Source organism: Paenibacillus sp. NPDC057934, from assembly GCF_042887565.1.
GTDB lineage: Bacteria > Bacillota > Bacilli > Paenibacillales > Paenibacillaceae > Paenibacillus_AQ.
Map to the genome: position 1 here is coordinate 366,158 of NZ_JBHVPB010000005.1, position 25,651 is coordinate 391,808.

The window sequence follows — 25,651 nt, forward strand, 5'->3', positions numbered from 1 at the left end:
AAAGCGGGGAATACACGTGCTGCTTCCACAAATAAATGAGCCTGCGCAGTTGAAAATGCTATCAATCGAAGAACTCGGTGTTCTTGCGGAGGAGATTCGTCATTTCCTGATTGAAAAGCTGTCTGTAACCGGAGGGCATCTTGCATCTAACTTGGGAGTCGTGGAGCTCACGCTGGCCCTGCATTACTGCTATGACAGTCCCTGGGACAAAATGATATACGACGTTGGGCATCAGGCATACGTTCACAAAATATTGACCGGACGCAAGGACCGCTTTGATTCCCTGCGTAAGCACGAGGGGCTCTGCGGTTTCGTCAAGCGTTCTGAAAGTGTGCATGATGTCTGGGAAGCCGGACATAGCAGCACCTCGTTATCAGCAGCTATGGGCATGGCGATGGCCCGGGATTTGAAGGGCGAAGACAACAAGGTTATTGCAGTGATCGGCGACGGTGCTTTGACGGGTGGTATGGCATTCGAAGCGCTTAATCATATTGGACACGAGAAGCGTAAACTGATGGTAATTCTGAACGACAATGAAATGTCCATCGCACCGAATGTAGGGGCTATGCACAATTATTTGAGTAAGATTCGTTCAGACCGTCACTATTTGCGCGCCAAAGACGAAGTTGAAGGACTGCTCAAGAAAATCCCCGCGATCGGGGATCGCCTCGCCAAAACGGCGGAGTGGGTGAAAGACAGCCTTAAATATATGATGGTTCCCGGTGTTCTTTTTGAAGAGCTGGGCTTTACGTATCTTGGACCTGTAGATGGCCACGATCTGGAGAAAGTGATCGAAACCTTCCATCAGGCCGACAATGTGAACGGTCCTGTGCTTGTGCATGTGCTGACAACGAAAGGTAAGGGTTATAAGCCGGCGGAAGTCGATTCTTATAAGTGGCACGGGATTTCCCCTTACAAAATCGAATCCGGCCAGGTGCTTAAAGCGGTCGGAAATCCGATGTACACCGAAGTATTTGGCAAAACGCTGATCGAGCTGGGCCGTGAGGATAAGCGTCTGATTGCTGTTACACCTGCAATGCCAGGCGGGTCGGGACTGTTCCCGTTCGCCAAGGAATTCCCGGACCGAATGATTGATGTCGGTATTGCTGAGCAACATGCCGCTACTCTTTGCGCCGCATTGGCGATGGAGGGCATGAAGCCGGTATTCGCGGTCTACTCCACCTTTATGCAGCGGGCCTATGACCAGATTGTGCATGATATTTGCCGTCATAATGCTAATGTCATGTTCGCGATTGACCGGGCCGGATTTGTCGGTGCCGATGGAGAGACGCATCAAGGGGTATACGATATTGCCTTTATGCGCCATATCCCGAACATCGTGCTGATGATGCCGAAGGATGAGAATGAACTGCGTCATATGATGAAGACGGCGATAGATTATAATGATGGCCCCATTGCTTATCGTTATCCACGAATTAATGGCACAGGTGTTCCGCTTGACGAAGAGCTGCACACCATACCGATTGGTACCTGGGAACGGGTACGTCCGGGCGATGAATACGCGGTTGTGGCCTGTGGACCAATGGTTCAGCTTGCAGAGGAAGCAGCGGAGCTGCTGAAGCGTGAAGGTATTCAAGTCGGCGTGGTCAATGCACGTTTCTTAAAACCGATGGATAACTCAATGCTTCTGGACCTTGCTCATGCCGGAACCAGCATGGTTGTACTGGAAGAAGCAAGTCAAGCCGGCAGCTTGGGCAGCGCTGTGCTGGAATTCTACGCGGAGCATGAGCTCTACGATGTCAGGGTTCATCCAATGGGCGTGCCGGATATCTTCGTGGAGCATGGCTCGATCAAGGAGCAGCGTCAAGTGGCGGGTCTTACCGTTGAAGCACTGTGCAAACGTATCAAGTCGATGATCGCTCTGCGCGCCTTTTCATATAAGAGCACTTCGTCTTCCTGAGAAGACCAGAAGCTGTAATTGCATCCTTTGAACAATTGGAGATGACCATGGAACACCGTAAAGAACGGATAGATGTACTGCTCGTGGAGCAGGGGTATTTTGAAAGTCGTGAAAAAGCCAAGGCCGCCATTATGGCTGGCCTAATTCTCGCGGATGAAGAGCGGATCGAGAAACCGGGCATGAAGGTGCCACGCGAATCCGTCTTGAAAGTCAAAGGCGCTGTTCATCCATATGTTAGTAGAGGTGGATTGAAACTGGAGAAAGCGCTCCGTACCTTTGGGATCGATCTTACCGGACGGAATATGCTTGACATTGGCTCTTCTACCGGCGGATTTACGGACTGTGCGTTGCAGAATGGCGCCAGTCATGTCTATGCTATTGATGTCGGCTACAACCAGTTAGACTGGTCGCTGCGCAACGATGAACGGGTGAGTGTCATGGAGCGGACCAACTTCCGTTATATGACCCCGCCGGACCTTAAGGGGCCTGTGCCCGATTTTGCCAGCATTGATGTATCATTCATTTCCCTCAAAATTATTCTGCCGCCACTGATGGCGCTGCTGAAGCGTCCGGCAGATATTGCCGCGCTGATCAAGCCGCAGTTTGAAGCGGGCCGGGAGAAGGTTGGGAAGTCAGGCGTAGTACGTGAACCTGCTGTACATAAGGAAGTGCTGGTCAATGTGCTTTCGATGGCGGCCGGGCTCGGCTACAGTCTTCAGAACCTGACCTTCTCACCGATTACTGGTGGTGAGGGTAATGTGGAGTTCCTGGCTCATTGGCGGCTTGAGCCGGTTGAAGAGTCTGCGGTAGTTGAAACCGAAGAGCACTCTGATCGTGCGGAAGCTTCGTCTGCGGCTGTCAACTTTGCTGGGTTGGCCGATAAGGTCATTAAGGAGGCTAACGCCACATTTAGCGTCAATACAACTCATGGAAACTCACGGCGGTGAGTTTCTTTTGTCATTGGGGAGGATTTTGCGGGGGTTCGCACGAATAAATCTCCGAGGTGATTGATAATGGCAGGTAGCTCTGACAAGATCGTCATGACGGTGATTGGGATCGCGGTTGCCATTGGCTTGTTATACAGATTGTATATATGGCTGGAGGGATCTCCGCGTTCATTAATAAAAGATAAGATTCCGATAAATAAGGATATTCTCCCGCACCCGGCTATCGATGTTCTGGAAGAGGCTGGGTACGAGGTGATTGGTGGCAAATTGAAGATTCCTCTGTCATTTCGGGTCAATGGAGCGGCGATGTACAGTAGGATATTCATAGATTATGTTGCTGCCAAAGAGGACGGGTCCTTCTATATGGTGATTCTTGCCCGCCCCCGCAAGCCGCTGGATTTCACCGGCAGCGGGCTGCGTGATTATTTGCTGCCTTATCTGCTGATCTACCCCGAATGCAGCGGTGTGCTGTATGTCAATATGGCGGCTGCGGCAATCCATGTGATTGAGCTCGGTAAAGACGATGGTGAATCCAATTAAGCTTAATTTTTTTAAAATACGGGAGGCAACAATGAAGGGACAACGACATATCAAGATTCGCGAGATTATTACGCAAAAAGAAATAGAAACACAGGATGAGCTAGTTGAAGCACTGCGGGATTCCGGTTTTCAGGTAACCCAGGCTACAGTGTCTCGTGATATCAAGGAGCTCCTGCTAATCAAGGTACCGATGGATGACGGCAGATATAAATATTCACTTCCAACAGACCAGCGTTACAATCCGGTTCAGAAGCTCAAGCGTGTATTGGTGGACAATTTCGTGCAGATTGATTTTTCCGGTAATCTGGTTGTAATGAAATGTCTGCCGGGTACGGCAAATTCCGTCGCTGCTTTGATTGACAATATTGATTGGCCGCAGATTATGGGAACCATTTCCGGAGATGACACCATCCTTATTATTTGCCGCCAGCCCGAAGATAGCAAAACGGTGATTTCGCAGATTATGGGTTATATTTCGTAATCGTAAAGCATTAATCAACAGCCAATGGCATGACTTTTCGGAGGTGTTTCTTTTCGTGTTAGAAACGTTATCAATCCGCAATTTGGCCGTCGTGGAGGCGGTGGATGTTCATTTTTTTCCTGGATTTCATGTGCTCACCGGTGAGACCGGTGCAGGTAAATCCATTATCATTGATGCGCTGGGGCTGATTGCCGGCGGACGCGGGTCCGGTGATTCCATTCGTTACGGCTGTGAGAAGGCCGAGATGGAAGCCCTGTTCAGCCTGCCGAACAGTCATCCAGTGTGGGAAACTCTGGAGAGACTGGGCATCGCGGCACAGAAGGAGGAGCACCTCATCATCCGACGTGAGATCACTTTGCAGGGCAAGAGTACTTCACGCGTAAATGGACAGATGGTGAATCTCAGCATGCTGCGGGAAATCGGGGAACAACTGGTCAACATCCACGGCCAGCACGAGCATCAGAATCTGCTGAAGGCGGAACGCCATCTCGGACTGCTGGATACTTACGGCGATGCGATTATTGGGCCGCTTAAAGCGGTGTATCAGGAGCGGTATACCGCTTTTGCTAAGGTGGAGAGAGAACTACGCGAATTACAGGAATCCAGTCAAAAGGCATACCAGATGTTGGACTTGTATCGTTTTCAACTGGAGGAGATTTCTTCGGCAGCCTTAAAACCGGGAGAAGATGAATTACTTTCCGAAGAAAGGGTCAAACTATCCCACAGTGAGAAAATGATGGATTCCGTATCGGGTGCATACGAACTGCTGTATGATCGTCAGGGACTGGAATCGATTGGAAAAGTCATTTCAAGGCTGGAAGATGCCGTTCGTTATGATGAAAAAGGTCTGAAGAGTATTCTGGAGCAACTGCAGTCTTCCTATTATCAATTGGAGGATGCGGCGTTTCAGCTTCGCGACTACCGTGAAGATATCGAATTCAACCCGCAGCGGCTGGAGGATATCGAGAACCGGCTGGACCTGATTACCGGCTTGCGCCGCAAGTATGGGGACAGTGTGGAGCAGATTCTGGCTTATTATGAACAAATTCACCGGGAAACCGATTTATTGGAGAATAAAGACGAGTATCTTGAGAAATTGACTACGAAGCGCGATGAGCTGCTTGCAGTCTTAATGGATGCTGCTGTTGAACTAACCGAGGCACGACGGATCTGTGCGGACGATCTGGCAACCCAGGTGGAAGGCGAACTGAAGGATCTTCAGATGGAACGTACCTCGCTCAAGGTCAGATTGGAGGCGCTGGTGGACCCACGTGGCATTGAATATCAAGGCCAGCGTATTCGTTTAACAAGACAGGGGATCGACAGCGCGGAGTTCATGATCTCTCCAAACCCCGGAGAGCCACTGCGTCCGCTGGGTAAAATCGCCTCTGGCGGTGAGCTGTCGCGTATTATGCTGGCGATGAAGAGTATTTTTGCCCGGACCGACGCCATTCCTGTATTGATCTTTGACGAGGTGGATACCGGTGTCAGCGGCCGTGCAGCACAGTCCATAGCGGACAAGCTGTTTAAGCTGTCTTCTTCTTGCCAAGTGTTCTCCATTACTCACTTGCCGCAGGTCGCCTGCATGGCCGATCATCAGTATCTGATTCGTAAGAAGGTGGAGGATGAACGAACCATGACCGAGGTGGAAGCCTTGACAGAGGATGGACGTGTGAAGGAGCTAGCCCGGATGCTGGGTGGCGTGGAAATTACCGAAAAGACGCTGCATCATGCGCAGGAAATGCTTAATCTGGCGGGAGCCAGCAAGGCTACACAGGGGTAAGCGGGACAATGATTGACAGTAATAAAAGCCTGGGGGCAAGGTTATCTTATAGGTACGCAATTGGCGACCACCTTTTTCGTCAAGCGAAAGAAGCAAAAGGGAGCGTGACAGCCATTGAAGCCGAACCTCAGGAAGTTAATGCCCGGCCTTTTATTTGCCTTCTTTCTCAGTTTATCAGGCATAACGGGACCCGTCACAAGCTTTGCCTCTTCACCAGAGCGTGAGCCTAACCAGGCCGAGATGGTGCAGAAGGGGATTGATCCGGAGCTGAAGGTTATTCCGGGGGGACAGACGATTGGTGTGAAGGTGAAATCTGCAGGCGTGCTGGTTGTCGGGCATCACATGGTCCAGACTGAACAAGCCTCCAAGATTTCACCTGGCGAGAACAGCGGGCTGCTGCCCGGGGATCTGATGACCTCGATTGACGGTGTGAAGCTGGATGAAGTGTCCAAGGTAGCCAAACTTGTGGAGCGTGCCGGTAAAGCAGGCGAATTCCTCAACATTGTGTTTAAACGGGGTGGCAAGGAGCATACCGCCAAGCTTAAGCCCGCCTACGACCGCAATGACAAGGTATGGCGCCTTGGACTTTACATCCGGGATTCAGCAGCAGGGGTAGGTACCTTGACCTTTTATGCTCCGCAGCAAGGGGTGTATGGTGCGCTCGGGCATGTCATCACCGATATGAACACAGGAACACCCATTGTTGTTGGCAGCGGTCACATAGTGCAGTCCAGTGTAACCTCGATATCCAAGAGCCAGGACGGCGATCCCGGTGAGAAAAGAGCTCATTTTCTTAAGGAAAGCCAGGTTCTAGGAAATGTGGAGAGCAATACGGATTTTGGCATCTTCGGCAAAATGGACCGTAACCCGGAACACAGCCTCTACAAAGAGCCGATTCCGATTGCACTTAGCAATGATGTGAAAGAAGGACCGGCGCAGATCCTGACCGTTGTAGATGGCCAGCAGGTGGAGCGTTTTGATGTAGAGATCATTCATGTAGCTAAGCAGCAGGTTCCAGCCACAAAAGGTTTGATTCTGCGGATTACCGATCCGCGTCTGCTCGATAAGACCGGGGGGATTGTACAAGGGATGAGCGGTAGCCCTATTGTGCAGAAAGGCCGTCTGATCGGCGCAGTCACTCACGTATTCGTGAACGATCCTAAATCCGGCTACGGCTGCTTTATCGAATGGATGCTTAGGGACTCTGGAGTAGCCAGCCAACAAAATAGCTTCCCACAATATCTTAAGGCCATCTAGCCTTAAGATTTTTTTGTCGAAGCTGACCGAACTACATCGAACCTTGCAATAAAATATTCAATTATAATCTAACCCCGAAAAAAAATAAAGAAAAATAATTTTCGACAGAAGGAAATTCAATCCAGATGTCGAAAACTTAAGGGAGAGAAGATGATATTATTATTTTCGAATAGCAGGTATAAATAAGGAGGAAGCAGCCAGTGCAGAATATTGAAGTATTGTTGGCCGATGATAACCGGGAATTTACGAACTTGCTAGCCGAATACATTACAGAACAGGAAGACATGACTGTAACGGGCATCGCGTACAATGGGGAAGAAGTGTTGCATATGCTTAGCGAAACACGTAAAGTTCCCGATGTCCTTATTCTTGATATCATTATGCCTCATTTGGACGGTCTGGGTGTACTTGAGCGTCTGCGCGAAATGGACCTGAATCCGCAGCCCAAGATCATTATGCTGACGGCTTTTGGGCAGGAGAACATTACTCAAAGAGCTGTGCAACTGGGGGCATCTTATTATATTTTGAAACCGTTCGATATGGAAGTTCTTGCGAACCGGGTACGTCAGTTGGTGGGAGTACAATCCAATATAACCTCTTCCTCTTCCGGCATGATGGGCTTCACGGCTTCAAGATCTAATGTGGTGCCATTGTCCAAAGGCAAGAACCTGGACGCCAACATCACCTCCATTATCCATGAGATTGGCGTACCGGCCCATATCAAGGGATATCAGTACCTGCGTGAGGCGATCACCATGGTGTACAATAACATCGAAATTCTGGGTGCTATCACCAAAACGCTGTACCCGGCCATCGCTGAAAAATTCAAAACGACACCTTCCCGCGTTGAACGCGCCATCCGCCACGCCATTGAAGTGGCCTGGACCCGTGGCAACATTGACAGCATCAGCCACTTGTTCGGCTACACGATTAATATCTCCAAATCCAAGCCCACTAACTCGGAATTTATTGCCATGGTAGCTGATAAGCTGCGGATTGAGCATAAGGTTTCTTGAAAGGGTAAGGAGGAGTGAGGGGTACGGGATTTTAGGATAGTTTACTGAAAATATTTAAAAGACGATAAACTTGCTCCATCTCACCCGATAAACCATTTTGGTTTATCGGGTTTTATTTTTGTAGAAAAGAGATACAGGATTAGATGAATAAAATAAACATGTTGTGGAAAAAGTGAAAGAAGTTCGAGTAGGGCATATTAAGGTAACAGAGGCAGCATATATGGATGTAACCCGTGAAGAAATATTGAGGATGTATATTGAAATGAATAAAAGTATGGGATTGTAAGTCTAATATAGGATTAAGCAGCTATTGCTTAGTCCTTTTCTGTTTCTTATGGACTAAATTATAGATACTCATGTACTATTTGATGTAGTGAAATAATCCTATATTGTTGAAATGGCTATTTAATCAAAGAGGAAGAGATGTGAACCAATGATTGCATATTTTATATTAGCTCACCAGAAACCAACAATGTTACAACGTTTATTGTCCGCTATCTATGATCCTAATAATTTATATTTAATACACGTTGACTTAAAAGCTAAAGATTTGATCGAATTCGCGCATCAAATTTCAAAAAATTATGATAATATTCGAATTATGCCATCTCGTCATATTACATATGCTTCCTGGTCAATGGTTCAAGTTGAATTAGACGCGATTAAAGAATTACTATATTGGAGTTCAGATTGGACACATTTTATTAATCTAAGTGGTCAAGATATGCCACTTGTTAATCAGGATAAGGTAAAAAACTTCCTAAAAGAAAATCCAAATAAAAATTTTATTAATCTTGAAATAGCCTCAGAATCAGACAGAAGAATTCACTTTAATGGTTACTTTATTGAAGACTGTGGATATTTAAAACGATTAGGAGAAAGAAATCCTTTTGAGTCTTATTTTGATAGCGGTATTAAAGCTTATAGGGGATCTCAATGGAAGATGATAACAAGGGAATTCGCTGAATATGTGATAGCATCTTCACTCTCCTTTGAAATGCAGGATTATTTTAAATTTGTATTAATACCAGATGAAACATTTTTCCCAACATTAATTATGAATTCAAATGAATTTGTGGGAACAGTTGTTAATAATAACTTGAGGTATATTGTTTATGAAAGAAAAGAGACTGGATTTTCCAGTGCGGCTGAACTGACAATGAAGGACATAATTAGTATTTATAGTTCAGACGTTTTATTTGCAAGAAAGTTCGATGATGCTATAGATTCTTCTGTTATTGATTTAATAGAAAGTACATTGTAATGAGAAGTGTAAATGAAGTTGTTTTATAGCAGTTTTCTACTGAAAGTGCATTTAAATGATTGTAATAACGCTGTGCTCAAGTAATTTAAATAGAAAAATAAAGAAACTCTATTAGACGCTTCAACTAGCACGATGTTAGAGTTAAGTATGTAAATAATCAAACTAATCACATGTGAATATGTTCAAGTCTTTCATAGATCAGTAGTGTAAATCTTGTGAAAAAGTGGGTTGATCAACGCAGGAAATACGAACTCGATATGCTGCCCGGTAATTGAGGATGCCAAGACCGCCAAAACGTTAGATCCGCAGCAAACATCAGCATAACAAACTTAGGAAAAGGACGGAGGGTTAACAACTATGATCATTGATTTTCGTATGAAAGCGCCGATTCCCAAATGGGAGAAGCTGTTTGCGGACGGGAAAGATGTTGTCAGAGACAGTAGCAAGCTGCGCAACGTCGTCTCAGTACCGTCAAACACGCTTGACGAGGTGATTGGTGAACTCGACTTTCACGGCATAGATTACGCGGTCATTATGGGACGTGGCAATGAGCCGGGTTCCTCAAATGAGGAGCTTGCAGATTTTCTGAAAAGTCCTCTGTCCACACGCTTCATTGGCTTTATTGGTGTAGATACTCCCAACGTCGACGAAGCGGTAAGAACGATTGAAACCTACGCCGCTACAGGGCTGTTCCGCGGGGTGGCTCTCAACGCATCCGTGTTGCTGCCTCATTTACCCGTGGGCGATTCTGCGTGGGACCCTATATTCATAGCCTGCGCAAAGCATAAGTTGCCGCTTGCGCTGACATTGAGTATTTATCTGGGTATAACCGGACCGCGGCAGAACTATGATTTCGCTAGGCCAAGCCAACTGGTTAGAGCTGCCCAAGCGTTCCCGGATTTAAACTTTATTATCAACCACGGAGCTTGGCCATTCGTAAATGAAGCGATCGGCACCGCTTCTTACCTTCGTAATATTTATATCTTGCCCGACTTGTTTGTTCGATTCCCAGACGGTGAAAAGTATCTGGAAGCTGCGAATTTCCATTTATCGAACCAGATCCTGTATGGAAGTAATTATCCCAATGTTCCGTATGAGTTCACACTAGATAAAGTGAAGAATTGGAATTGGGATGAAGGCGTACAACAGAAGTTTTTTTATGAAAATGCTGCTAAACTGCTGGGATTGCCTGTTCAGGAGTAAGGATTGGCGCCATCCAGAACAAGTTTAACGGAAAGATGCCGTCAGGAAAAGCCGAAATTGCAACAAGTGTCGATTGATTATTTTGTAGACGGTCACTCTCCACTCTAATCCCATAATTGAATTACTATTCGAGCGACTATTATCCTCACTAATTGTATGGTACAATTTTCCTACATTTAAATAAGGGGTTGTATTATGAAGAAAGTTTTTATTTCTCTAGTAATCATTGCATCTTTGTTGTCACCACAAACTGTGACGGTTGATGCAGCAACAAGCCAAAAAACTGTAGAAAAAACGGAGGCTCAAAAATTAGATTCTATACGCTACTTACAAAAACAAATAGCTGAACTAAAAAAGCAGGTTGATAGGATAGATTCTGAAAATAAGAGGCTACAAAAGTCTTCAAAAGAATATCAAGACAATCTTAGGAAGAAAATAACTCTAACGAAAAAACAGATATATTATTATGAGGAAATGGATAAATACCTCAATTAATTTCAAGTAATTTTCGAATCCTTAATTAGATCTCCAGGCGAACTGCTAACCAAGAAAAGTGTCACACAAAGAAGCGATCCTCTCACTCCGAGAATCGCATCTTTGCTTTACCCCCCAAGTTATAACCATCTTCACAACACCCGCCACTCAATCCCCCAACGGCAAATAAATCTCAATAACACTCTCTTCATGTTCCGGTAAACTCATGTCTGCCCAGTATTCAAAGTCAAACATCCGGTCACCACCGACACCCGCCTCATGGATGGCATCATACGTTTCGCCGATTTGCGATTCGGGTCCTGTGTGGGTGATCTTCGTGTAGGTTCCAGCCGGTAGGGCATGACTAATGAATCCATCGTTCAATGTGGAGAATTCACTGACTGCTACAGCAACGATGCTTTCGAAAGGTACATCTGGTGTCCATTCAGCGTCCGGATACACTTGTACCAGGTAGACGCCAGCATCGTCTAATTGGTTGGCAATTTCATGACGTCTAGCTATCAATGCTTCGCGTAGATGTACGACAACTTCATTTTCCAAATCTTGATTTAATGATGCTGTTGCGGCATATCCCACAAGTTTGGTTTCATTACGCTGTATTTGTAGTGATTTTATCGACACGAATTACACAGCTCCTTTTACTTTTTTCTTGCAGATCCAAAGACTTCCTCTACCAGATTATACCTGGTTAGCTGGGCAGAATTCAAAAACCAGAACTACCTATGCTGTATTTCTATCTGTCTCATTGGGCTCGTCTTCTGTAGTCGGACTTTTCTTCCGTTTCCCTGGGACAAGTAGGATCACAAAGCACAACAGCGGTAAAACGAGGCAGAAAATGAGATCGAACCAAGGATAGTAAAAGAGCAGAATTTGGTTGTACACGGTGATGTTTGGCGTGCTGGTGATGGTGCATACGATTAATATAATACCGAGCGGGATCGTAAGCATACGGCTTTCTTTTAGGCGAAGGAACTGAGCTAACCCGGTGGTTAGGGCGTAGAAGATCATGGTGGTTTTGTAGTAGACGGTGATAATCCATAAAAAGGTGAGAATCACCTCAAGGCGCTCCAGGAATTTGCCGATAGTTATTTTTTGGGCCAGCACAAAGGCGGGATAATACTTGGTTTCCATAAGCGCGGGACCCAGCACCAGCACGCAAAGTGTCACCACAATGAGCAGAATAAATCCTCCGACGGCATAGCCAGTCAGAATGGGCTTGGTCAGCTTGGTCTTGCTACTCACATGCTGTACCAGCATAAGAATAAACACCACTTCCGTAAAAGCTTGGGTGAAGGCGGGGAACATCCCTTTAAAAGACGGCCCCAGGCCATGAGCCAATATGGGTTTCACATTGGTGATTTCAATTTGTGGGATCAGAAAAAGAACCAGGCAGAGGAACAACACTAAAAAAACGGGAAAGAGGAGTTCTCCCATGCGGGCAAACGCCTCTATTCCGTAACGGTAGGCAATGATAACAACGGCTACAAACAATACAAGTATCGCATTGATAGGCGTTTCCGGCATCATCTGCGTAGTCATGAACTGGCTCATTTCACTCATGAGGGTCAGAGAACACATGAAAAATTGGAACAATAGCAGCAGTGTAATTACACCACCCGTAACGATCCCCAGCTTGCTTTGAACTGCCCCTATAAGACTTTTCCCTTTAAGCCGATTGGCAATTCCTGCGAATAAACAGCCGACGACCAGACCCAAGATGCCAGCCACAATCATTGAAATCCAGGAATCCTGTTTAGCGAAAGAGGCGATCATGGTCGGTAGCACTAGAATGGAATCCCCGATGATTCCTAGGATGATCAGTATGGTGAATTGTCGTGCAGATATTTTGTCCGTAGCATTTGTGTGCATGTGTTTCCTTTCTCCCGTATCCCTTCATAGAACTGCTACGAGAAGCGGATTTTGATAAGCATGAGCAGATTAGGGAGGGGGGCATTTAATACCAGGGCTATATATAGTGAGGTGCCGATCAGCAGCAGTCCAAGGAACACTACAATTTCCTTCTTCCTCTTCCTTTGCAGCAGTCCGGGCATTTCCAGCCCAAAGGCCGCTGCCGCCAATGCCAGCACGCCAATAACTGAAGCGATGTTCATGCTCTAACTCCCTCTATGGATTTAAGGTTGTATTGCCCGTTGTACCCGTTTTACGTATTAACATTTGGATTTTGTAAGAAATCTTGGTTTTCGCTAAATATTCTTCAGTCCAGCGATCTTTGATTGTATCCCAGTAATGAGGATGGTTCTGAGCGATCAATTCACCGAAGCCCAGATAATCAGATTTCATCGTTTTTGAGCGTTTGACAGCTGCCACGGCATTGCTTCGTATAATTTCTACCGTCTGTTTCTGCAATTGTGTGATGGTAGCTGGGTTCATTAAATTGATCTCGCGGCATGATCGTTGATTCACACTTCCTTCAGAACGAATAGAGATGATCATCTCGGGGATATCCCCAACAATTTTGGACTCTACTTTCGATTCCGAGGAGGAAACTTCAATTCCTGTATAAGAGGTTCCCTTGCCGCATGGAACTTCGATAGAAGTGCTCTCTAATTTATTCGATATATCGGTGTAGCCCTTGCTCTCCTGTTCGTTCAGCCAACCCACCAGCTTGTCCCCTTTGAACGCGGCAATCCCGTTGTATCGGAAGCGGCTGCTAGGGAGAAACGTTTCGACGTTACTTTTATGTTCCGCCTGCTCCAGACTGCCGATCAGCCGGATCCCGGTCAACGCCAAATCTACGCCGTCACTGGATAAGCGTTTGAGCACCTGATCCATTGTAATGGATACCGTGGGCGCCCAGTTTTTCTCCGATGTTTCCAAGGAATGAAGCATACTGTATGTGGGCAGTTTTTCAAGTGGCGTATAAATCTTTAGAATATCTTCGGCTTTGGTTCCCCGTGCAACAACCACATTGAAATCCATCCGATGTTCATTGTCGCGAAGCGCATTATCTATGAAATCACTGATGCCTTTCTTGGCAAGCTCCTCACCGATGACATAAAACTGCAGATGTCCCATATAAACTTTGCGCGGCGCCTCAGCCGTTAAAAAACGGGCAGCATCCAGCATGGTTTTACCCCGGCCTTGATACAAAGTGGTTGGCGGACGATCCCCGCTCTTATTTTGCGCAGAGATTTCACTTGGGTTGACCACCTGGAAGGAGACGAGATATTCTCCATCTTGCCAATCGATCCCGATGCCAAGCACAATCAGCAGTTCATTCAGCTCGCGTCGGCTCCAGCAACCGGTGAGCGAGAGAAAGCAAAGCATGATGATTATTATTTTTATAAGGGTACCTTTGTATCTATCCATGTTTACGCAGCCTTTCCTTGCCGCTATCCGTTGAAGTATCCGATCGTCTGAACATCAGCCATCTAGGCATCCGCAGCAATGAATCCTGCATTTCGTTGTCCCGGTAGGGAGCAATGGGGGATAAATAAGGCTCCCCGAAGGAACGAAGCGCGCAAAGGTGAAGCAGCAGTACGAAGATGGCCATAAATATACCAAGAAGACCAAAGCTGGCGGCTAAAATCATGAAAAGAAATCGCAAAATTCGGATCGGAATCGACATGCTGTATGCAGGAACCGTGAATGTGGAGATCGCCGTAATTGCAACGACAATAACCATAGCAGCAGAGACAATACCCGCTTCTACAGCGGCTTGACCGATGACCAGGGTACCTACTACGGATACCGCTTGTCCGGTTGCCTTAGGCATGCGGAGACCGGCTTCACGCAGGATTTCAAAGGTCACTTCCATCAAAAAAGCTTCAACAAACGCCGGAAATGGCACGGCCTCCCGCTGCGCAGCCAAACTGATGAGTAGGGGAGCTGGGAGCATGTCGCGGTGAAAAGTCGTAATAGCGATATACAGGGAAGGGAAGAGCAAGGATATGAAAAAACCGATGAAACGCAAAACCCGAAGCAAGCTCGCATAAACCGAGCGCTGGTAGTAATCTTCTGTAGATTGAAAAAAAGTAATCATTTGTGTAGGGACAAGCAGTGCGTTGGGTGTTCCGTCCACCAGAATGGCTACCTTACCTTCCAGTAGCTGCGAGGCGACGCTATCAGGCAGCTCTGTATTGTAAACGGTGGGAAACAGCGAGTACTTGCCATCTTCTATGAGTTCCTCGATATATCCGCTGTCGAGAATACTGTCGATATTAATGGATTGCAAGCGTGATCTGACCGTATCTACGATCGATGGCTTGGCAATGCCGTTGATAAACATCATCGTTACATCTGTTTTGGTGATAGAACCAATGGAATAAGTCTCAAGCCAAAGACGGGGATCTTTGATTCTTCTACGGACCAATGAAGTATTGGTACGAAGCGTCTCGTTGAAGCTCTCTCTCGGCCCACGTATGGAGGTCTGATTGGTGGACTCGCCGATTTCACGGCCTTTCCACTGCCGGACATCGGCGGAGTAGGCTTGAGCGGAGCCATCCAGTATAATAATAGCTTCACCAGATAGCAGTTTTTTATATAAGTAACTGAACTCTGTGATGGTTTGAATCGAACCCACACCAATTAGAAGCTCTTTGGCAAGCAAGACAGGGTCATCGTCTGTTACTACCATCTCCTCATGGTGATGATGGCTCAGCCTTTTCATGTTCGCAATTAATACATCGGTTATGAACTGATTAATAATGTTTGCGTCCGACATGCCATCCACATAAATGATTGCTGCAGCCGCCTTGTCCGTATTCTCGTAAAAAACCTGGCGAATAATTAAGTCATCGCTTTCTCCCATGTCTTGACGGATGCGCTGCGTATTCGGCCTAACCTCTTTATGAATCAGGAGTTGGTCATCCTCCGGCAGAGTCTGCGCATCATTTTGACGATAGGAGCTGGGTGATGGATTTCGCTGCATGAATAGAACCTTCTCTCCGGTGCGCATTTCTTTCCTATTATGACCAGTGCCAAAACAGTCTATGCACAGCGGGAGAGAGGCTCCATAGAACCGTGATCGCTTTGTTAGTATTGTATCTCCCAGTCTCCGTATTTTGAAATTAGATTTACATAAAGTCCCAAGTTTAATATACTTTAAGGTGGGGGTTCTAATGGTATGGAGGGAGGACGATGTGTGAAGTACTTTTTTAGAATTCTCGGCATTCTGTTTTCATTAGCAACTATTGCCCTGATTTTGCCTTTATTAATTAATGATTATAATCCCGCTGATCAAGCCATGCGTACATGGTCAATGGTAACGATGTGTGGTGCGGTGATATTTAATGGGGCACATTTTTATAGAAGAAGAAAAGATAAACGGGGATTAATATCGGTGATTGTTGGAATAATAATCTTATTGGTGGTTGTTCTTAAATTTCCTTTCTAAATGGCAAGCAAGCCGAAGAATTTGGACGGGGAAAAGCTCATGTAATATTTGGATAAAATCTTCTCTGAGCGAACCCTTTACCATCCCTTGTCCTGATGTGTTATGATTAGAGATAGGATCGTACTGAAAGAAATGAATCTGTTGCCCTTTCTTACAGCCATCTATTTTAATTTGAATCAGAGCATACATTACCAATGGGGAAGAGAAAAGGGGATAAGCTATTGAAGATTACCATGAAATTCACCAGCAAAGGAAAGGCAGCCATTGAATACTTTAACAACGAGGAACTGCTGGAGATCTTTACGCGATATATCAGAACTCTAACTAAAAAGTATGATATTGAAGTAGACATACCTGCGGAGAGCAACACGAACATCGTTGGAGATGGTGTGCTGACTGCGTTGGCCAAGAACGTTAACTGTGATGCGGATACCTTCTTTAAAGAGTTAGGCCGTGATGTTAAAGTCCCTTTGAAGAAAAGAATTGGCGTCAAATTAGACAATGTTTTCAAGACAGAGATTGTTGAATAGTATTGCGGTGAGCAATATGATTTAAAAAGAAACCAGGCATCGCCCGAGTGGGGTGCCTGGTTTTTTTATGTTCAGGTCTGCTGAACAACGAATTGTCATAGTAGACAATTGGTCATTAGGTTATCTGAAATATTCAAGCTTAAGGTGCTTCTTGCTTAGAAAAGGATTTATTAAGAAGGTTTCGATTTATTAAGAAGGTTTCTGCGACTCATGACATTTTCAATAATATCGATAAATTCTGGAGAGGCATTGGCTTCGATCGCGAGTTCATAGATATCTACCAATTGTTCGTCGGATAGCATATCGAGTGATGAAGGGCGCGGAATGGGATGAAAATGATAATCCATAGGATTCCTCCAAAGAGTAGTAAGAATAGGATCAGGATCCCGATATAAATGGTACCATTTGGAATTGAATCCGTCTCCTGCCATTCGCGCTGCGAATTTATCTTTACTTATTATAGACTTTAAGGGATAATTAGCTTTTTGTTTAAAATATGTATTCTAAGAAACAAAACGGCGACCTATCCCATATGGAGGACAGTCGCCGTTTTTGTTTTTAATCCCGTGTTTCGTTGCGGTTATACAGATACTTTTTGATTCGGGCTTCGTTAGATTCCGAGACGTTAGTAAATTGCTCCCCTTGATTGAAAAAAACGATCTTCCGTTCGGAATCATAACCGTCAATATTGTTGATGTTCACGACGTTGCTGCGGTCCAGACGTTCAAAGCCCTTGCTACCATAAGCGGCGAAAAGATCGGAAAGCGTGGTGGGGAGAACAAATTCGCCTTCTTTCGTATGGACGAATATCGTATTTTTGTAATTGGAGAAATACAATATTTCTTCCTCCAGAACTTCCTGGGAGGAACCGTCATTTAGCAAGACACGCATGTTTTCCCCATCCTTGTTCAACTACTTCCGCAGTTCTTTTGGGATTTCTGGGCTGTGAATTACAACTTTCATGACAGAAGTGAAAAAACGAGCAGATGAAGCTAAGATTGAAGAGGCAAACTTAGCGAGATTCTTCTTCATATATATCCTTCCTCCTAACTAAAGTGAAAATTATTGTTATAGACTGTGCTAAGAAAGCTAGTCCGATAACCGGTGATTGCAGCCAATAATTAAGTAGAACTAAACTAATTGAAGCTGCTTTTAAATATGGGTACCATCGAATTGGAATTTGTGTGTTTCTATCTGGTGTAGGTGAAAATAAAATCATAATGATTAGACAAAACACATTAATTATTAATAGGGTATGGTTTGAATAGTTGGATAGATGAGGAGTAATGGTGAAGATCAATATCGAAACGATGTTGCAAGAACGTGCAGTTTGAAAATGATAGCCGCCTGAGCAAAGCCTTAAGGTAATAAAAGCAAAAAACAGCACCAGGGTTTCTGTAAATCTTCCTGATAAATAACCTAGTAACATGGACACTAAAAAAACAAATGAAGTATTGAGTATTATACCTAATGAATATTTCATTACATCTACAGAATAGGTTTCTTCGGGATTTGAGTTCTTAATCTTGATTGCTATTTTGGTTGCTAATGATTCCATGATTCCCCACGGTCCTTCTTATAAGATAAGTATAAATATCCGTATAAAATTAATGCATAAGCAGTAGGAATTACGATGAAAAATCTAGTTAAATGACTGGCGAAAAATAGGGTGGACATTACTACCAGGATAGAAGGCAGGGAGAGAGCAAATAGAATCTTCTCTTTGAACGTGATATCTATTCTCCCATTTGGTTTATCTGGAATAAAATCAAAACCTTTTCGTTTGTTTGCAATCATAGCTCCTATGATGACGGTGATCAAAGACGAAAGGAACTGCAACAGATAGGAAATCGAAGAGAATTCTTTAAACGGTAATGAATAAATACCTAATTGATTCATGAATAAAAATAGCAGAGATTGAATCAACATATACGATTGGTAAGCAATTCCTGTGATAATTACTGCATAAAAAACCTGAATTCTAAAAAGCATCCAGAAAAAACAAAATGTTAGAAAGTATTGAGTAGCAATATCGATGATAGGAAAACTATAGTCATGTCTAAGTACATAAGATATAAAAGCCATAATAATACTAGCGAAAAGCATTTCAACAATATATAGATCAATTTTAAATAATCGAAATGAAAGTAAAAACATAGAGAAGCTCTCTATAACAGAAAAAAACATAAAAAGCACAAAGTCCAACATGCTGACACTCCCGGTAATCAGACTAATCAATCCTTAATCTACCAAACAGTATACAGAATATGCTAAAATACAACAACGATAAATGACACTTTCCGGCAAAATATTCTTGAAAATGTATTTGGAGAAGACAAGGAGGGGAAATATTGAGTCTGTTGCGGAGTAAACTGTACCCTATGTAAAGGACATTTTAAAAAAAGTCTAGGCAGATTGAAGAAGATGATCTCTGTATTGAACAGGGGTCATCTTTTTTAAATCCCATTGATACCTGTAGTGGTTATAGTAGGTCATGTAATCCTTAATCTCCTGTTTTAACTCCATTAAAGTCAAACAAGGCTTAATGGAAGCCTGATCTTTAAAGTGACCAAAAAAGGATTCCTGAGGGGCGTTATCCCAGCAGTTTCCCCGCCTTGACATGGATTGTTTCAATTTCATTTTCTTAACCATTTTTTGAAAATAAGGATGTGTATAATGAGATCCCTGATCAGAGTGAATGAAGGCACCATCAGCTCTCTTAAATCTTCGGTTTTTCTTAAGCTTCAGGAGAGTATCTGTCGCAAGATCCATTGTCATTCGATCTGACACGTGATATGCCAAGATTTCATTGGTTGAACTATCTTTGATTGTGGATAAATAGGCTTTTTTACCCGATCCGTAAAATAAATAAGTGATATCCGTCAGTAACACCTTACCTGGGATGTTCTGCTTAAACTCCCTGTTCAGCAGGTTAGGAACGACCCTGTGCTCCTGAGTAGCCTTCATCATCCGTTTATAGGGATTAGCTCTCCTGAAGGGGCATACAATGCTATATTTCTTCATAATCCTCCTAATCCTTTTCAAATTGTAGATCACCTTAAACTGACCTTCCAAGGTCATCTTGATGGAACGGGCGCCTTTCTTTCGTCTTTTGAAATGAAAAGCTTTTAGAATGACTTCTCTTAGTTGCTCATCTTGCTGTTTCTTCTGGATTCTCTTTTGCTTTGCTTCGGAAGACCAATACCTGTAATATCCACTTCTGGAAACCCCGGATACTTTACATAAATAGTTGACCATACGGTAGACTTGATACTTCTCGATGATGGTATGAATAAGCACAAATTTCTGGCTAGATGAAAGTGTTATCCTTTGTTCTGCCTCCTTTCCATGGAACGAATCTTTTTTAACAATTCATTCTCCGCCCGCAGCAAGGCATTCTGAGCTTCTAACTTGGCATACTTCTCTTCGAGCGTCAGCTCCCGTTTAAGGGGTCTTCCTGAGGCATGGCTTCTAGTATCCTGCAAACCTAAGATTCCGTTCTCTTGGTAGCTCGCACGCCATCTCTTTCCTGAGGATTCGACTCTTTGGAGCCCAACGACAGTTACGTCAAAACCACTTTCTTCAAATATTTCTCTCGGCAGCTTCCCCTTATTATTCTCTGAGATAAACAATTGCTTAAACGCATCCGTATACGTAATTGCCTTTGAAGATACAGACCTCACATAAGGATTGTTAGATAACTGCTTGATCTCTTTATCTGTGAATATTTTCTTGCTCATACCATTCCTCTTCCCTATCTTCTTCGTTATAAACAAAAATACCCTACCGAGAGACTTTTTAAAAGTGTCTACTCGATAGGGTACAGTTTAGAGTATGCTAGATTTCTTTTTTCCAAGGGAACGTTTCTTGCTGTATACCACATTCGATCAAATGCAATATTTCAAGGTTAAGAATCATCTGCTTGCTGAAAGCATACCGCATCGTTCCAAGATTGATGGAGGAAGCAGAGACTTGAATCGGCGCACGGCGGCTGGAGGAAGACCCAATCCTATCTATGAGCTGTATGTCCGGAAGGAAGACGAGCACAGGGCACTACAAGGCATACGCTAACTTTGATTTTAAAAAAAAGCATTCCAACCGATGATCCGGTTCGGAATGCTTTATCGTTACAAGGGAGGATTCTTGTGGCATCTGCGGCACACGGGATAGTATGCTTCATTGCCGCCGATCTGAATCTGCTTGCCGCTGTAGACGGGTTTGCCGTTCTCCACGCGGAGGGCCATGGTTGCCTTGCGTTCACAGAACCAGCAGATCGTCTTCATCTCCTCGATTTTGTCTGCATAGATCAGCATATATTTACTACCTTCGAAGAGGTTGTTCTGAAAATCATTTTTGAGCCCGAACGCCATCACCGGAATATCCAGCTCATCGACAATTCGTACAAGCTGCAGAATGCCGTCCTTATTCAGAAACTGGCATTCGTCAATTAATACACAGTGAGGCTTGGGCAGATTTCTGCTGACAATTCCGAAGATATCGGTGTTATCGTCAATCGGAATGGCTTGTTTGCGTAACCCTATACGTGAGGTGATATAGCCCACTTCGTCCCGGTTATCAATGGAGGGCGTGAACATCAGCACCGATTTTCCCTGCTCCTCGTAGTTATGTGCGACTTTCAATATCTCTATAGATTTTCCACTGTTCATTGCCCCGTATCTAAAAAACAACTGTGCCACGTCCATCTATCCTTTCGTTAGTACCCGCTCGATTATAATCCCGAAAATTGCGACCTTAACAGAGTATCATATTCGGCCCCGGAGAAGCCAGTGTCAATAATGCTTCATCAGTCTTCTTGCGCTCAGGTTATCGTAAAGATCATTCTGACAGGATATGCTATAATTAATTCTATTGCAGTAAAACATGAGTTCGTATGACAGCCACGGTTTCAACCGTGTGAAGAAAGGAGGGAATGACATGGCTGAGCAACACGATGACTACAAGGAACGGATAGCGGCTCTTGAGGCGAACGGGGATTTATCCGGGGCGGCTAAGCTTCTTATGGAAGAGATGCTTGCGGATCTGACCGAGAGTAATCGCAGTAACAAGGCATTGAGACGGGTGATTTTGAAAAATGGCCAGTCATCCACCATGTCTACCCGCTTGCGGGAAGCATTGTATGAATAAGCAGAATAACGGGTAATGGAATATTACGGAGGAAATGCTTATGGACATCATTTTTTCTTTTCTCAAAAAATACAGAGTTGCCTCCATTGCTGCACTTGTTATGATGGTCATTGAGCTAGCTGTGGAATTGTCTCAGCCCCTCCTGATTTCCAAGATTATTGATGATGGAATCAGGCAGCAGAATGCATCGGTGGTATGGCTATGGGGTGGGGTGCTCATTGGGAGCGCAGTTGTAGCATTTATAGCTGGTGTACTTAGTTCTTTTCTCGCTTCACATGCCAGTCAAAGCTTTGCCTTCGATCTGCGGGACCGGTTGTATGAGAAGGTACAAGGCTTCACTTATGAAGTGTTTAACCGCTTTGCTACCTCGTCGCTGATTACCCGTCTGACCGTTGATGTGTCCCAGCTACAGGATACGGTGTTCATGAGTCTGCGTTTTATGACCCGGGTTCCGCTCGTGGTATTGGGCAGTGTTATTATGGCGCTGGTCGTGCACGTTAAGCTGGGCCTACTCCTCGCAGTAACGTTGCCCATTCTGATCGTGTTTTTGTATTGGGTGATGAAAAAAGCCTCGGCGCTATTCCGTACGGTTCAGAACCGGCTTGATGGTGTAAACAGTGTCATTCAGGAAAATCTGACAGGTATTCGCCTGATTCGGGTCTTCGTACGGATGGGCCATGAGATTGGCCGTTTTGCTACCTTTAGCGGCAATTTGATGAAAACAACGATTTCTGCACTTCGTCTCACAGAGACGACGATGCCGTTCATTCTATTGATTGTAAACGCAGCGATTGTGGCTGTTCTGTGGTTCGGGCGTGTGGATATTTCTACGGGAAGTGCCACCTTGGGAGAGACGGTTGCGGTGATCAATTACTCACTGCGGACGATCGGAGCATTATCCGCACTGTCGTGGATTGTGGTGACCTTCTCCCGCGCCCGCGCGTCCTCACAGCGGATTGGGGAGGTCATGGCCGCCGGCAATCACTCTTCGGACGAGACGGCAGGAGTACCGGGCTTTCCATCGTTTGCGACACCAAACCCAGAGAATGCCGGTGTACCTGTGGCAGCAATCAAGGGCAGTGTCGTTTTTGACCGAGTGAGCTTCCGCTATCCCGGTAGCGAAATCGCTGTACTGGAGGATGTGTCCTTTGCGGTGCAGTCTGGGCAGCGGGTGGCTATTATGGGCGCTACCGGTTCCGGAAAATCCTCGCTCGTTGGACTGATCCCCCGTCTCTATGAAGAGAGTGGCGGAATGATCACAGTGGATGGAGCGAACTCCGCGAAGTTGGATCTCACGCAGCTTCGCGGCGCCATCGGCTATGTTCCGCAGGAGGTGCTGCTCTTCAGCGGCACGGTGCGGGAGAACATCGCCTGGGGCAATGAGCATGCCACTCAGGAGGAGATTGAGCAGGCGGCAGCAGCGGCCCAGATTCATGAGACGATCGCTAATCTGCCGAAGGGGTACGATACGCTACTGGGACAACGGGGCGTTAATTTGTCCGGAGGTCAGAAGCAGCGGCTGACGATTGCCCGGGCCCTTGTCCGCAAGCCAGCAATCCTCATTCTTGATGACAGTACAAGTGCACTGGACGCAGTGACCGAAGGTTTGCTGCTTCAGGCTCTGAAGGAAATGTCCTGCACAACATTCCTGATTACTCAGAAGATCAGCTCTACGGTATCTGCAGATTTGATTCTGCTGTTGGATGAAGGCCGCCTGATTGGGCATGGCTCGCATGATGGGCTGATGGCCAGTTCGAAGCTGTACCGGACCATTCTTGAATCACAGACAGGGGAGGCGGAGCAACATGTTGAAAGCCTTACTTGAAGCGTTCCGCCATCCGAAGCCGGACATCGAGCTAGGGGCGGGAAGCGGATTCGGCACACCTTCCGGACGCAAGCCCAAGGGTAAAGCCAAGGACTGGTCCGGTACGCTAAAACGGCTATGGAGCTACCTTGCTGTGCGCAAAGCCAAGCTGGGACTGGTGTTATTCATGGTGATCCTCAGTTCGGGCTTGTCGCTGCTAGGTCCTTATATGATCGGGATGGCAGTAGATGATTATCTGGAAGGAGCAGGGGGCCGGTCTTGGGGGATCTTCCTCGGTGCACTGTCGCTGGTATATATCCTCTATTCACTAACCTCTTGGCTGCAAAATATCTGGATGATCGAGGTGGCCCAGGAGACCATCTACCGGATGCGCACCGAACTGTTCGCTTATCTCCACAGGCTGCCGATTTCGTTCTTTAACCGCAGACAGCAGGGTGAGATTATGAGCCGGCTGACCAATGATATCGAAAATGTCAGTTCTACGCTGAACAGTTCGGCGATCCAGATTTTCTCCAGCGTACTTACACTAGTAGGAACAGTGGTGGTTATGCTGTGGCTCAGCCCGCTGCTCACCTTGCTGACGTTCATTGTGGTGCCATTGATGTTATTTGGCATGCGCTGGATAACGCGGCGCACAGGTCCGCTCTTCAAGGAACGGCAGCGCAATATGGGTGAACTGAACGGCTATATTGAAGAAACCTTGTCCGGCCAACGGATTATTAAGGCCTTCTCCCAGGAAACCAGAGTGATCCAGGGCTTTCGTGAACGGAATAACCGGATCATGCTCTCCGGGTACTGGGCGCAGTCGATCTCCGGTTTCATTCCGAAGCTGATGAACGGGCTCAACAACCTGAGCTTTGCCATTGTCGCCGGAGTCGGCGGATTGCTGGCGATCCATGGCTCCATTTCGGTTGGTGTCATTCTCGTATTCGTGGAATACACCCGCCAATTCACCCGGCCGCTTAACGATCTGGCGAACCAGTGGAATACGCTGCTGTCCGCAGTGGCTGGGGCTGAACGGGTATTTGAGGTGCTGGACGAGGAGACCGAGGCTAGCGATGAAGGGACGGCTATCGCACTGGACCATGTAGCAGGCTCCGTTCAATTCAGCAAGGTGGCGTTCTCCTATGACGGAGAACGGGATACGCTTGAGAATATCAGCTTCGAGGCGAAGCCTGGCGAGATGATTGCCTTGGTGGGTCCGACAGGGGCTGGCAAAACAACGTTAATCGGCCTGTTATCCCGCTTCTACGATCCGAGCGAAGGCCGGATTATGATAGACGGCCGGGATATCACTTCGATTAAGCGCGAGAGTCTGCGGGGGCATATGGCTTTTGTTTTGCAGGATTCTTTCCTCTTCAGAGGCAGCATTCGGGATAATATCCGCTACGGCAAGCTTGATGCTACCGATGAGGAAGTGGAGCAGGCTGCGAAGCTGGCCAATGCGCATTCCTTCATCATGCGGATGCCTGGCGGATATGACCGGATGCTGTCGGCAGATGGCAGTGGAATCAGTCAAGGCCAGAAGCAGCTGCTGGCGATTGCGAGAGCCATTCTGGCCGATCCAGCCATGCTTATCCTGGATGAAGCGACTAGTAGCATTGATACGGTAACGGAGGTCAAAATTCAGGAAGGCTTGCAGGCCCTAATGAAGGGCAGAACCAGCTTCGTTATCGCCCACCGCTTGAACACGATCCGTGCAGCGGACCGTATTCTTGTCTTGCGGGGCGGGAGGTTGATCCAGCAGGGGTCCCACGAGAAGCTTCTTCAGGAAGAGGGACTGTACCAGGAATTGGTGCAGGGTCAGCGTAAAGCAGCAGTTAACTGACCTGGGATCAGCGGACGAAAGTCCAAACACTCACCGTTGGGGCGGCTGAGCCTTACGTTG

28 protein-coding genes are annotated in these 25,651 nt (G+C 45.9%); 17 read left to right on the plus strand and 11 right to left on the minus strand.

Annotated elements, in window-relative coordinates:
- The first annotated feature begins 16 nt into the window (after window positions 1-16).
- The 11 genes from dxs to ACFVRY_RS14050 all read left to right on the plus strand — a co-directional run bounded on the left by dxs (window position 17) and on the right by ACFVRY_RS14050 (window position 10,907).
- The gene (gene dxs / locus ACFVRY_RS14000) at window positions 17-1,921 is read left to right on the plus strand and encodes a 1-deoxy-D-xylulose-5-phosphate synthase (RefSeq protein ID WP_387500787.1); all 1,905 of its coding nucleotides are present in this window, start codon (window positions 17-19) and stop codon (window positions 1,919-1,921) included.
- Window positions 1,922-1,968: 47 nt separating this feature from the next.
- The gene (locus tag ACFVRY_RS14005) at window positions 1,969-2,868 is read left to right on the plus strand and encodes a TlyA family RNA methyltransferase (protein ID WP_387500788.1); all 900 of its coding nucleotides are present in this window, start codon (window positions 1,969-1,971) and stop codon (window positions 2,866-2,868) included.
- Window positions 2,869-2,934: 66 nt separating this feature from the next.
- Entirely contained in the window at window positions 2,935-3,408 is a 474-nt protein-coding gene (locus tag ACFVRY_RS14010; protein ID WP_387500789.1) for a hypothetical protein, read from the plus strand.
- 31 nt (window positions 3,409-3,439) lie between these two features.
- A complete protein-coding gene (gene ahrC, locus ACFVRY_RS14015; RefSeq protein WP_066363692.1) occupies window positions 3,440-3,889 on the plus strand; it encodes a transcriptional regulator AhrC/ArgR in 450 nt (149 codons plus the stop codon).
- 55 nt (window positions 3,890-3,944) lie between these two features.
- A complete protein-coding gene (gene recN / locus ACFVRY_RS14020) occupies window positions 3,945-5,672 on the plus strand; it encodes a DNA repair protein RecN (RefSeq protein ID WP_387500790.1) in 1,728 nt (575 codons plus the stop codon).
- A gap of 114 nt (window positions 5,673-5,786) precedes the next feature.
- The gene (spoIVB, locus tag ACFVRY_RS14025; RefSeq protein WP_387500791.1) at window positions 5,787-6,929 is read left to right on the plus strand and encodes a SpoIVB peptidase; all 1,143 of its coding nucleotides are present in this window, start codon (window positions 5,787-5,789) and stop codon (window positions 6,927-6,929) included.
- 200 nt (window positions 6,930-7,129) lie between these two features.
- Entirely contained in the window at window positions 7,130-7,945 is an 816-nt protein-coding gene (gene spo0A, locus ACFVRY_RS14030) for a sporulation transcription factor Spo0A (RefSeq protein ID WP_066363687.1), read from the plus strand.
- Between the two features lie 163 nt (window positions 7,946-8,108).
- Window positions 8,109-8,231 (plus strand): hypothetical protein, encoded by a 123-nt coding sequence (locus ACFVRY_RS14035; RefSeq protein ID WP_387500793.1) that lies wholly within the window; start codon window positions 8,109-8,111, stop codon window positions 8,229-8,231.
- Between the two features lie 147 nt (window positions 8,232-8,378).
- A complete protein-coding gene (locus tag ACFVRY_RS14040; RefSeq protein WP_387500794.1) occupies window positions 8,379-9,209 on the plus strand; it encodes a beta-1,6-N-acetylglucosaminyltransferase in 831 nt (276 codons plus the stop codon).
- A gap of 357 nt (window positions 9,210-9,566) precedes the next feature.
- Window positions 9,567-10,412 (plus strand): amidohydrolase family protein, encoded by an 846-nt coding sequence (locus tag ACFVRY_RS14045; RefSeq protein WP_387500795.1) that lies wholly within the window; start codon window positions 9,567-9,569, stop codon window positions 10,410-10,412.
- Between the two features lie 195 nt (window positions 10,413-10,607).
- A complete protein-coding gene (locus ACFVRY_RS14050; RefSeq protein WP_387500796.1) occupies window positions 10,608-10,907 on the plus strand; it encodes a hypothetical protein in 300 nt (99 codons plus the stop codon).
- A 147-nt stretch (window positions 10,908-11,054) separates the two neighbouring features.
- Here the strand turns inward: ACFVRY_RS14050 and ACFVRY_RS14055 are convergent, their stop codons facing one another.
- From ACFVRY_RS14055 to ACFVRY_RS14075, 5 genes are all read right to left on the minus strand, one after another.
- Entirely contained in the window at window positions 11,055-11,528 is a 474-nt protein-coding gene (locus ACFVRY_RS14055; protein WP_387500797.1) for a GyrI-like domain-containing protein, read from the minus strand.
- A 99-nt stretch (window positions 11,529-11,627) separates the two neighbouring features.
- Window positions 11,628-12,776: a GerAB/ArcD/ProY family transporter gene (locus tag ACFVRY_RS14060; protein WP_387500798.1), complete on the minus strand. Its 1,149-nt coding sequence runs from the start codon at window positions 12,774-12,776 to the stop codon at window positions 11,628-11,630.
- Window positions 12,777-12,811: 35 nt separating this feature from the next.
- Window positions 12,812-13,018 (minus strand): hypothetical protein, encoded by a 207-nt coding sequence (locus ACFVRY_RS14065; RefSeq protein WP_387500800.1) that lies wholly within the window; start codon window positions 13,016-13,018, stop codon window positions 12,812-12,814.
- 13 nt (window positions 13,019-13,031) lie between these two features.
- Window positions 13,032-14,237: a Ger(x)C family spore germination protein gene (locus tag ACFVRY_RS14070; protein ID WP_387500801.1), complete on the minus strand. Its 1,206-nt coding sequence runs from the start codon at window positions 14,235-14,237 to the stop codon at window positions 13,032-13,034.
- Window positions 14,230-15,798 carry a spore germination protein gene (locus ACFVRY_RS14075; protein ID WP_387500802.1) on the minus strand — a complete coding sequence of 523 codons (1,569 nt, stop codon included), beginning with the start codon at window positions 15,796-15,798 and terminating at the stop codon, window positions 14,230-14,232. Before ACFVRY_RS14075 ends, ACFVRY_RS14070 begins: the two co-directional genes overlap by 8 nt.
- A gap of 213 nt (window positions 15,799-16,011) precedes the next feature.
- On the opposite strand from ACFVRY_RS14075, the gene ACFVRY_RS14080 reads away from it, so the two are divergent.
- The gene (locus tag ACFVRY_RS14080) at window positions 16,012-16,263 is read left to right on the plus strand and encodes a hypothetical protein (protein ID WP_387500803.1); all 252 of its coding nucleotides are present in this window, start codon (window positions 16,012-16,014) and stop codon (window positions 16,261-16,263) included.
- Window positions 16,264-16,484: 221 nt separating this feature from the next.
- Window positions 16,485-16,793: a hypothetical protein gene (locus ACFVRY_RS14085; RefSeq protein ID WP_066363626.1), complete on the plus strand. Its 309-nt coding sequence runs from the start codon at window positions 16,485-16,487 to the stop codon at window positions 16,791-16,793.
- A 170-nt stretch (window positions 16,794-16,963) separates the two neighbouring features.
- On the opposite strand, the gene ACFVRY_RS14090 is transcribed toward ACFVRY_RS14085, so the two are convergent.
- The 5 genes from ACFVRY_RS14090 to ACFVRY_RS14110 form a co-directional block, all read right to left on the minus strand.
- Window positions 16,964-17,140 (minus strand): sporulation histidine kinase inhibitor Sda, encoded by a 177-nt coding sequence (locus ACFVRY_RS14090; RefSeq protein ID WP_387500804.1) that lies wholly within the window; start codon window positions 17,138-17,140, stop codon window positions 16,964-16,966.
- Window positions 17,141-17,351: 211 nt separating this feature from the next.
- Window positions 17,352-17,684: a LytTR family DNA-binding domain-containing protein gene (locus tag ACFVRY_RS14095; RefSeq protein WP_066363619.1), complete on the minus strand. Its 333-nt coding sequence runs from the start codon at window positions 17,682-17,684 to the stop codon at window positions 17,352-17,354.
- 121 nt (window positions 17,685-17,805) lie between these two features.
- The gene (locus ACFVRY_RS14100) at window positions 17,806-18,351 is read right to left on the minus strand and encodes an accessory gene regulator ArgB-like protein (protein WP_387500805.1); all 546 of its coding nucleotides are present in this window, start codon (window positions 18,349-18,351) and stop codon (window positions 17,806-17,808) included.
- Window positions 18,339-19,001, minus strand: a complete 663-nt coding sequence (locus tag ACFVRY_RS14105) for a hypothetical protein (protein ID WP_387500806.1) — start codon at window positions 18,999-19,001, stop codon at window positions 18,339-18,341. The genes ACFVRY_RS14100 and ACFVRY_RS14105 overlap by 13 nt, the downstream gene beginning before the upstream one ends.
- Before the next feature lie 198 nt (window positions 19,002-19,199).
- Window positions 19,200-20,533 (minus strand): IS3 family transposase gene (locus ACFVRY_RS14110; protein ID WP_387500807.1). Its coding sequence is split into 2 segments (ribosomal slippage): window positions 19,200-20,143 and window positions 20,143-20,533, totalling 1,335 coding nucleotides; the frame shifts between segments, so codons are not numbered across the junction.
- 127 nt (window positions 20,534-20,660) lie between these two features.
- Here ACFVRY_RS14110 and ACFVRY_RS14115 point away from each other — a divergent pair.
- A complete protein-coding gene (locus ACFVRY_RS14115) occupies window positions 20,661-20,864 on the plus strand; it encodes a putative signal transducing protein (protein ID WP_387500808.1) in 204 nt (67 codons plus the stop codon).
- A 56-nt stretch (window positions 20,865-20,920) separates the two neighbouring features.
- On the opposite strand, the gene ACFVRY_RS14120 is transcribed toward ACFVRY_RS14115, so the two are convergent.
- Window positions 20,921-21,490, minus strand: a complete 570-nt coding sequence (locus ACFVRY_RS14120; RefSeq protein WP_066363603.1) for a thymidine kinase — start codon at window positions 21,488-21,490, stop codon at window positions 20,921-20,923.
- Between the two features lie 238 nt (window positions 21,491-21,728).
- Between ACFVRY_RS14120 and ACFVRY_RS14125 the strand changes: the two genes are divergently transcribed.
- From ACFVRY_RS14125 to ACFVRY_RS14135, 3 genes are read left to right on the plus strand one after another with little or no spacing between them, the layout of a single operon-like run.
- On the plus strand, window positions 21,729-21,938 hold the full coding sequence (locus tag ACFVRY_RS14125) for a Ni2+-binding GTPase (RefSeq protein ID WP_387500809.1): 210 nt from the start codon (window positions 21,729-21,731) through the stop codon (window positions 21,936-21,938).
- A 40-nt stretch (window positions 21,939-21,978) separates the two neighbouring features.
- Window positions 21,979-23,763, plus strand: coding sequence for an ABC transporter ATP-binding protein (locus tag ACFVRY_RS14130; RefSeq protein WP_387500810.1), 1,785 nt, complete (start codon window positions 21,979-21,981; stop codon window positions 23,761-23,763).
- Window positions 23,744-25,591, plus strand: coding sequence for an ABC transporter ATP-binding protein (locus tag ACFVRY_RS14135; protein WP_387500811.1), 1,848 nt, complete (start codon window positions 23,744-23,746; stop codon window positions 25,589-25,591). Before ACFVRY_RS14130 ends, ACFVRY_RS14135 begins: the two co-directional genes overlap by 20 nt.
- The last annotated feature ends 60 nt before the right edge of the window (window positions 25,592-25,651 follow it).

Coding starts and splice junctions, on each gene's coding strand:
- ahrC (WP_066363692.1), top strand. CDS start 3,440: ATGAAGGGACAACGACATATCAAGATTCGCGAGATTATTACGCAAAAA.
- ACFVRY_RS14005 (WP_387500788.1), top strand. CDS start 1,969: ATGGAACACCGTAAAGAACGGATAGATGTACTGCTCGTGGAGCAGGGG.
- ACFVRY_RS14135 (WP_387500811.1), top strand. CDS start 23,744: ATGTTGAAAGCCTTACTTGAAGCGTTCCGCCATCCGAAGCCGGACATC.
- ACFVRY_RS14070 (WP_387500801.1), bottom strand. CDS start 14,237: ATGGATAGATACAAAGGTACCCTTATAAAAATAATAATCATCATGCTT.
- ACFVRY_RS14105 (WP_387500806.1), bottom strand. CDS start 19,001: ATGTTGGACTTTGTGCTTTTTATGTTTTTTTCTGTTATAGAGAGCTTC.
- ACFVRY_RS14075 (WP_387500802.1), bottom strand. CDS start 15,798: ATGCAGCGAAATCCATCACCCAGCTCCTATCGTCAAAATGATGCGCAG.
- ACFVRY_RS14040 (WP_387500794.1), top strand. CDS start 8,379: ATGATTGCATATTTTATATTAGCTCACCAGAAACCAACAATGTTACAA.
- ACFVRY_RS14060 (WP_387500798.1), bottom strand. CDS start 12,776: ATGCACACAAATGCTACGGACAAAATATCTGCACGACAATTCACCATA.
- ACFVRY_RS14130 (WP_387500810.1), top strand. CDS start 21,979: ATGGACATCATTTTTTCTTTTCTCAAAAAATACAGAGTTGCCTCCATT.
- ACFVRY_RS14065 (WP_387500800.1), bottom strand. CDS start 13,018: ATGAACATCGCTTCAGTTATTGGCGTGCTGGCATTGGCGGCAGCGGCC.
- ACFVRY_RS14090 (WP_387500804.1), bottom strand. CDS start 17,140: ATGGATTATCATTTTCATCCCATTCCGCGCCCTTCATCACTCGATATG.
- ACFVRY_RS14010 (WP_387500789.1), top strand. CDS start 2,935: ATGGCAGGTAGCTCTGACAAGATCGTCATGACGGTGATTGGGATCGCG.
- ACFVRY_RS14045 (WP_387500795.1), top strand. CDS start 9,567: ATGATCATTGATTTTCGTATGAAAGCGCCGATTCCCAAATGGGAGAAG.
- ACFVRY_RS14050 (WP_387500796.1), top strand. CDS start 10,608: ATGAAGAAAGTTTTTATTTCTCTAGTAATCATTGCATCTTTGTTGTCA.
- ACFVRY_RS14100 (WP_387500805.1), bottom strand. CDS start 18,351: ATGGAATCATTAGCAACCAAAATAGCAATCAAGATTAAGAACTCAAAT.
- ACFVRY_RS14095 (WP_066363619.1), bottom strand. CDS start 17,684: ATGCGTGTCTTGCTAAATGACGGTTCCTCCCAGGAAGTTCTGGAGGAA.
- ACFVRY_RS14125 (WP_387500809.1), top strand. CDS start 21,729: ATGGCTGAGCAACACGATGACTACAAGGAACGGATAGCGGCTCTTGAG.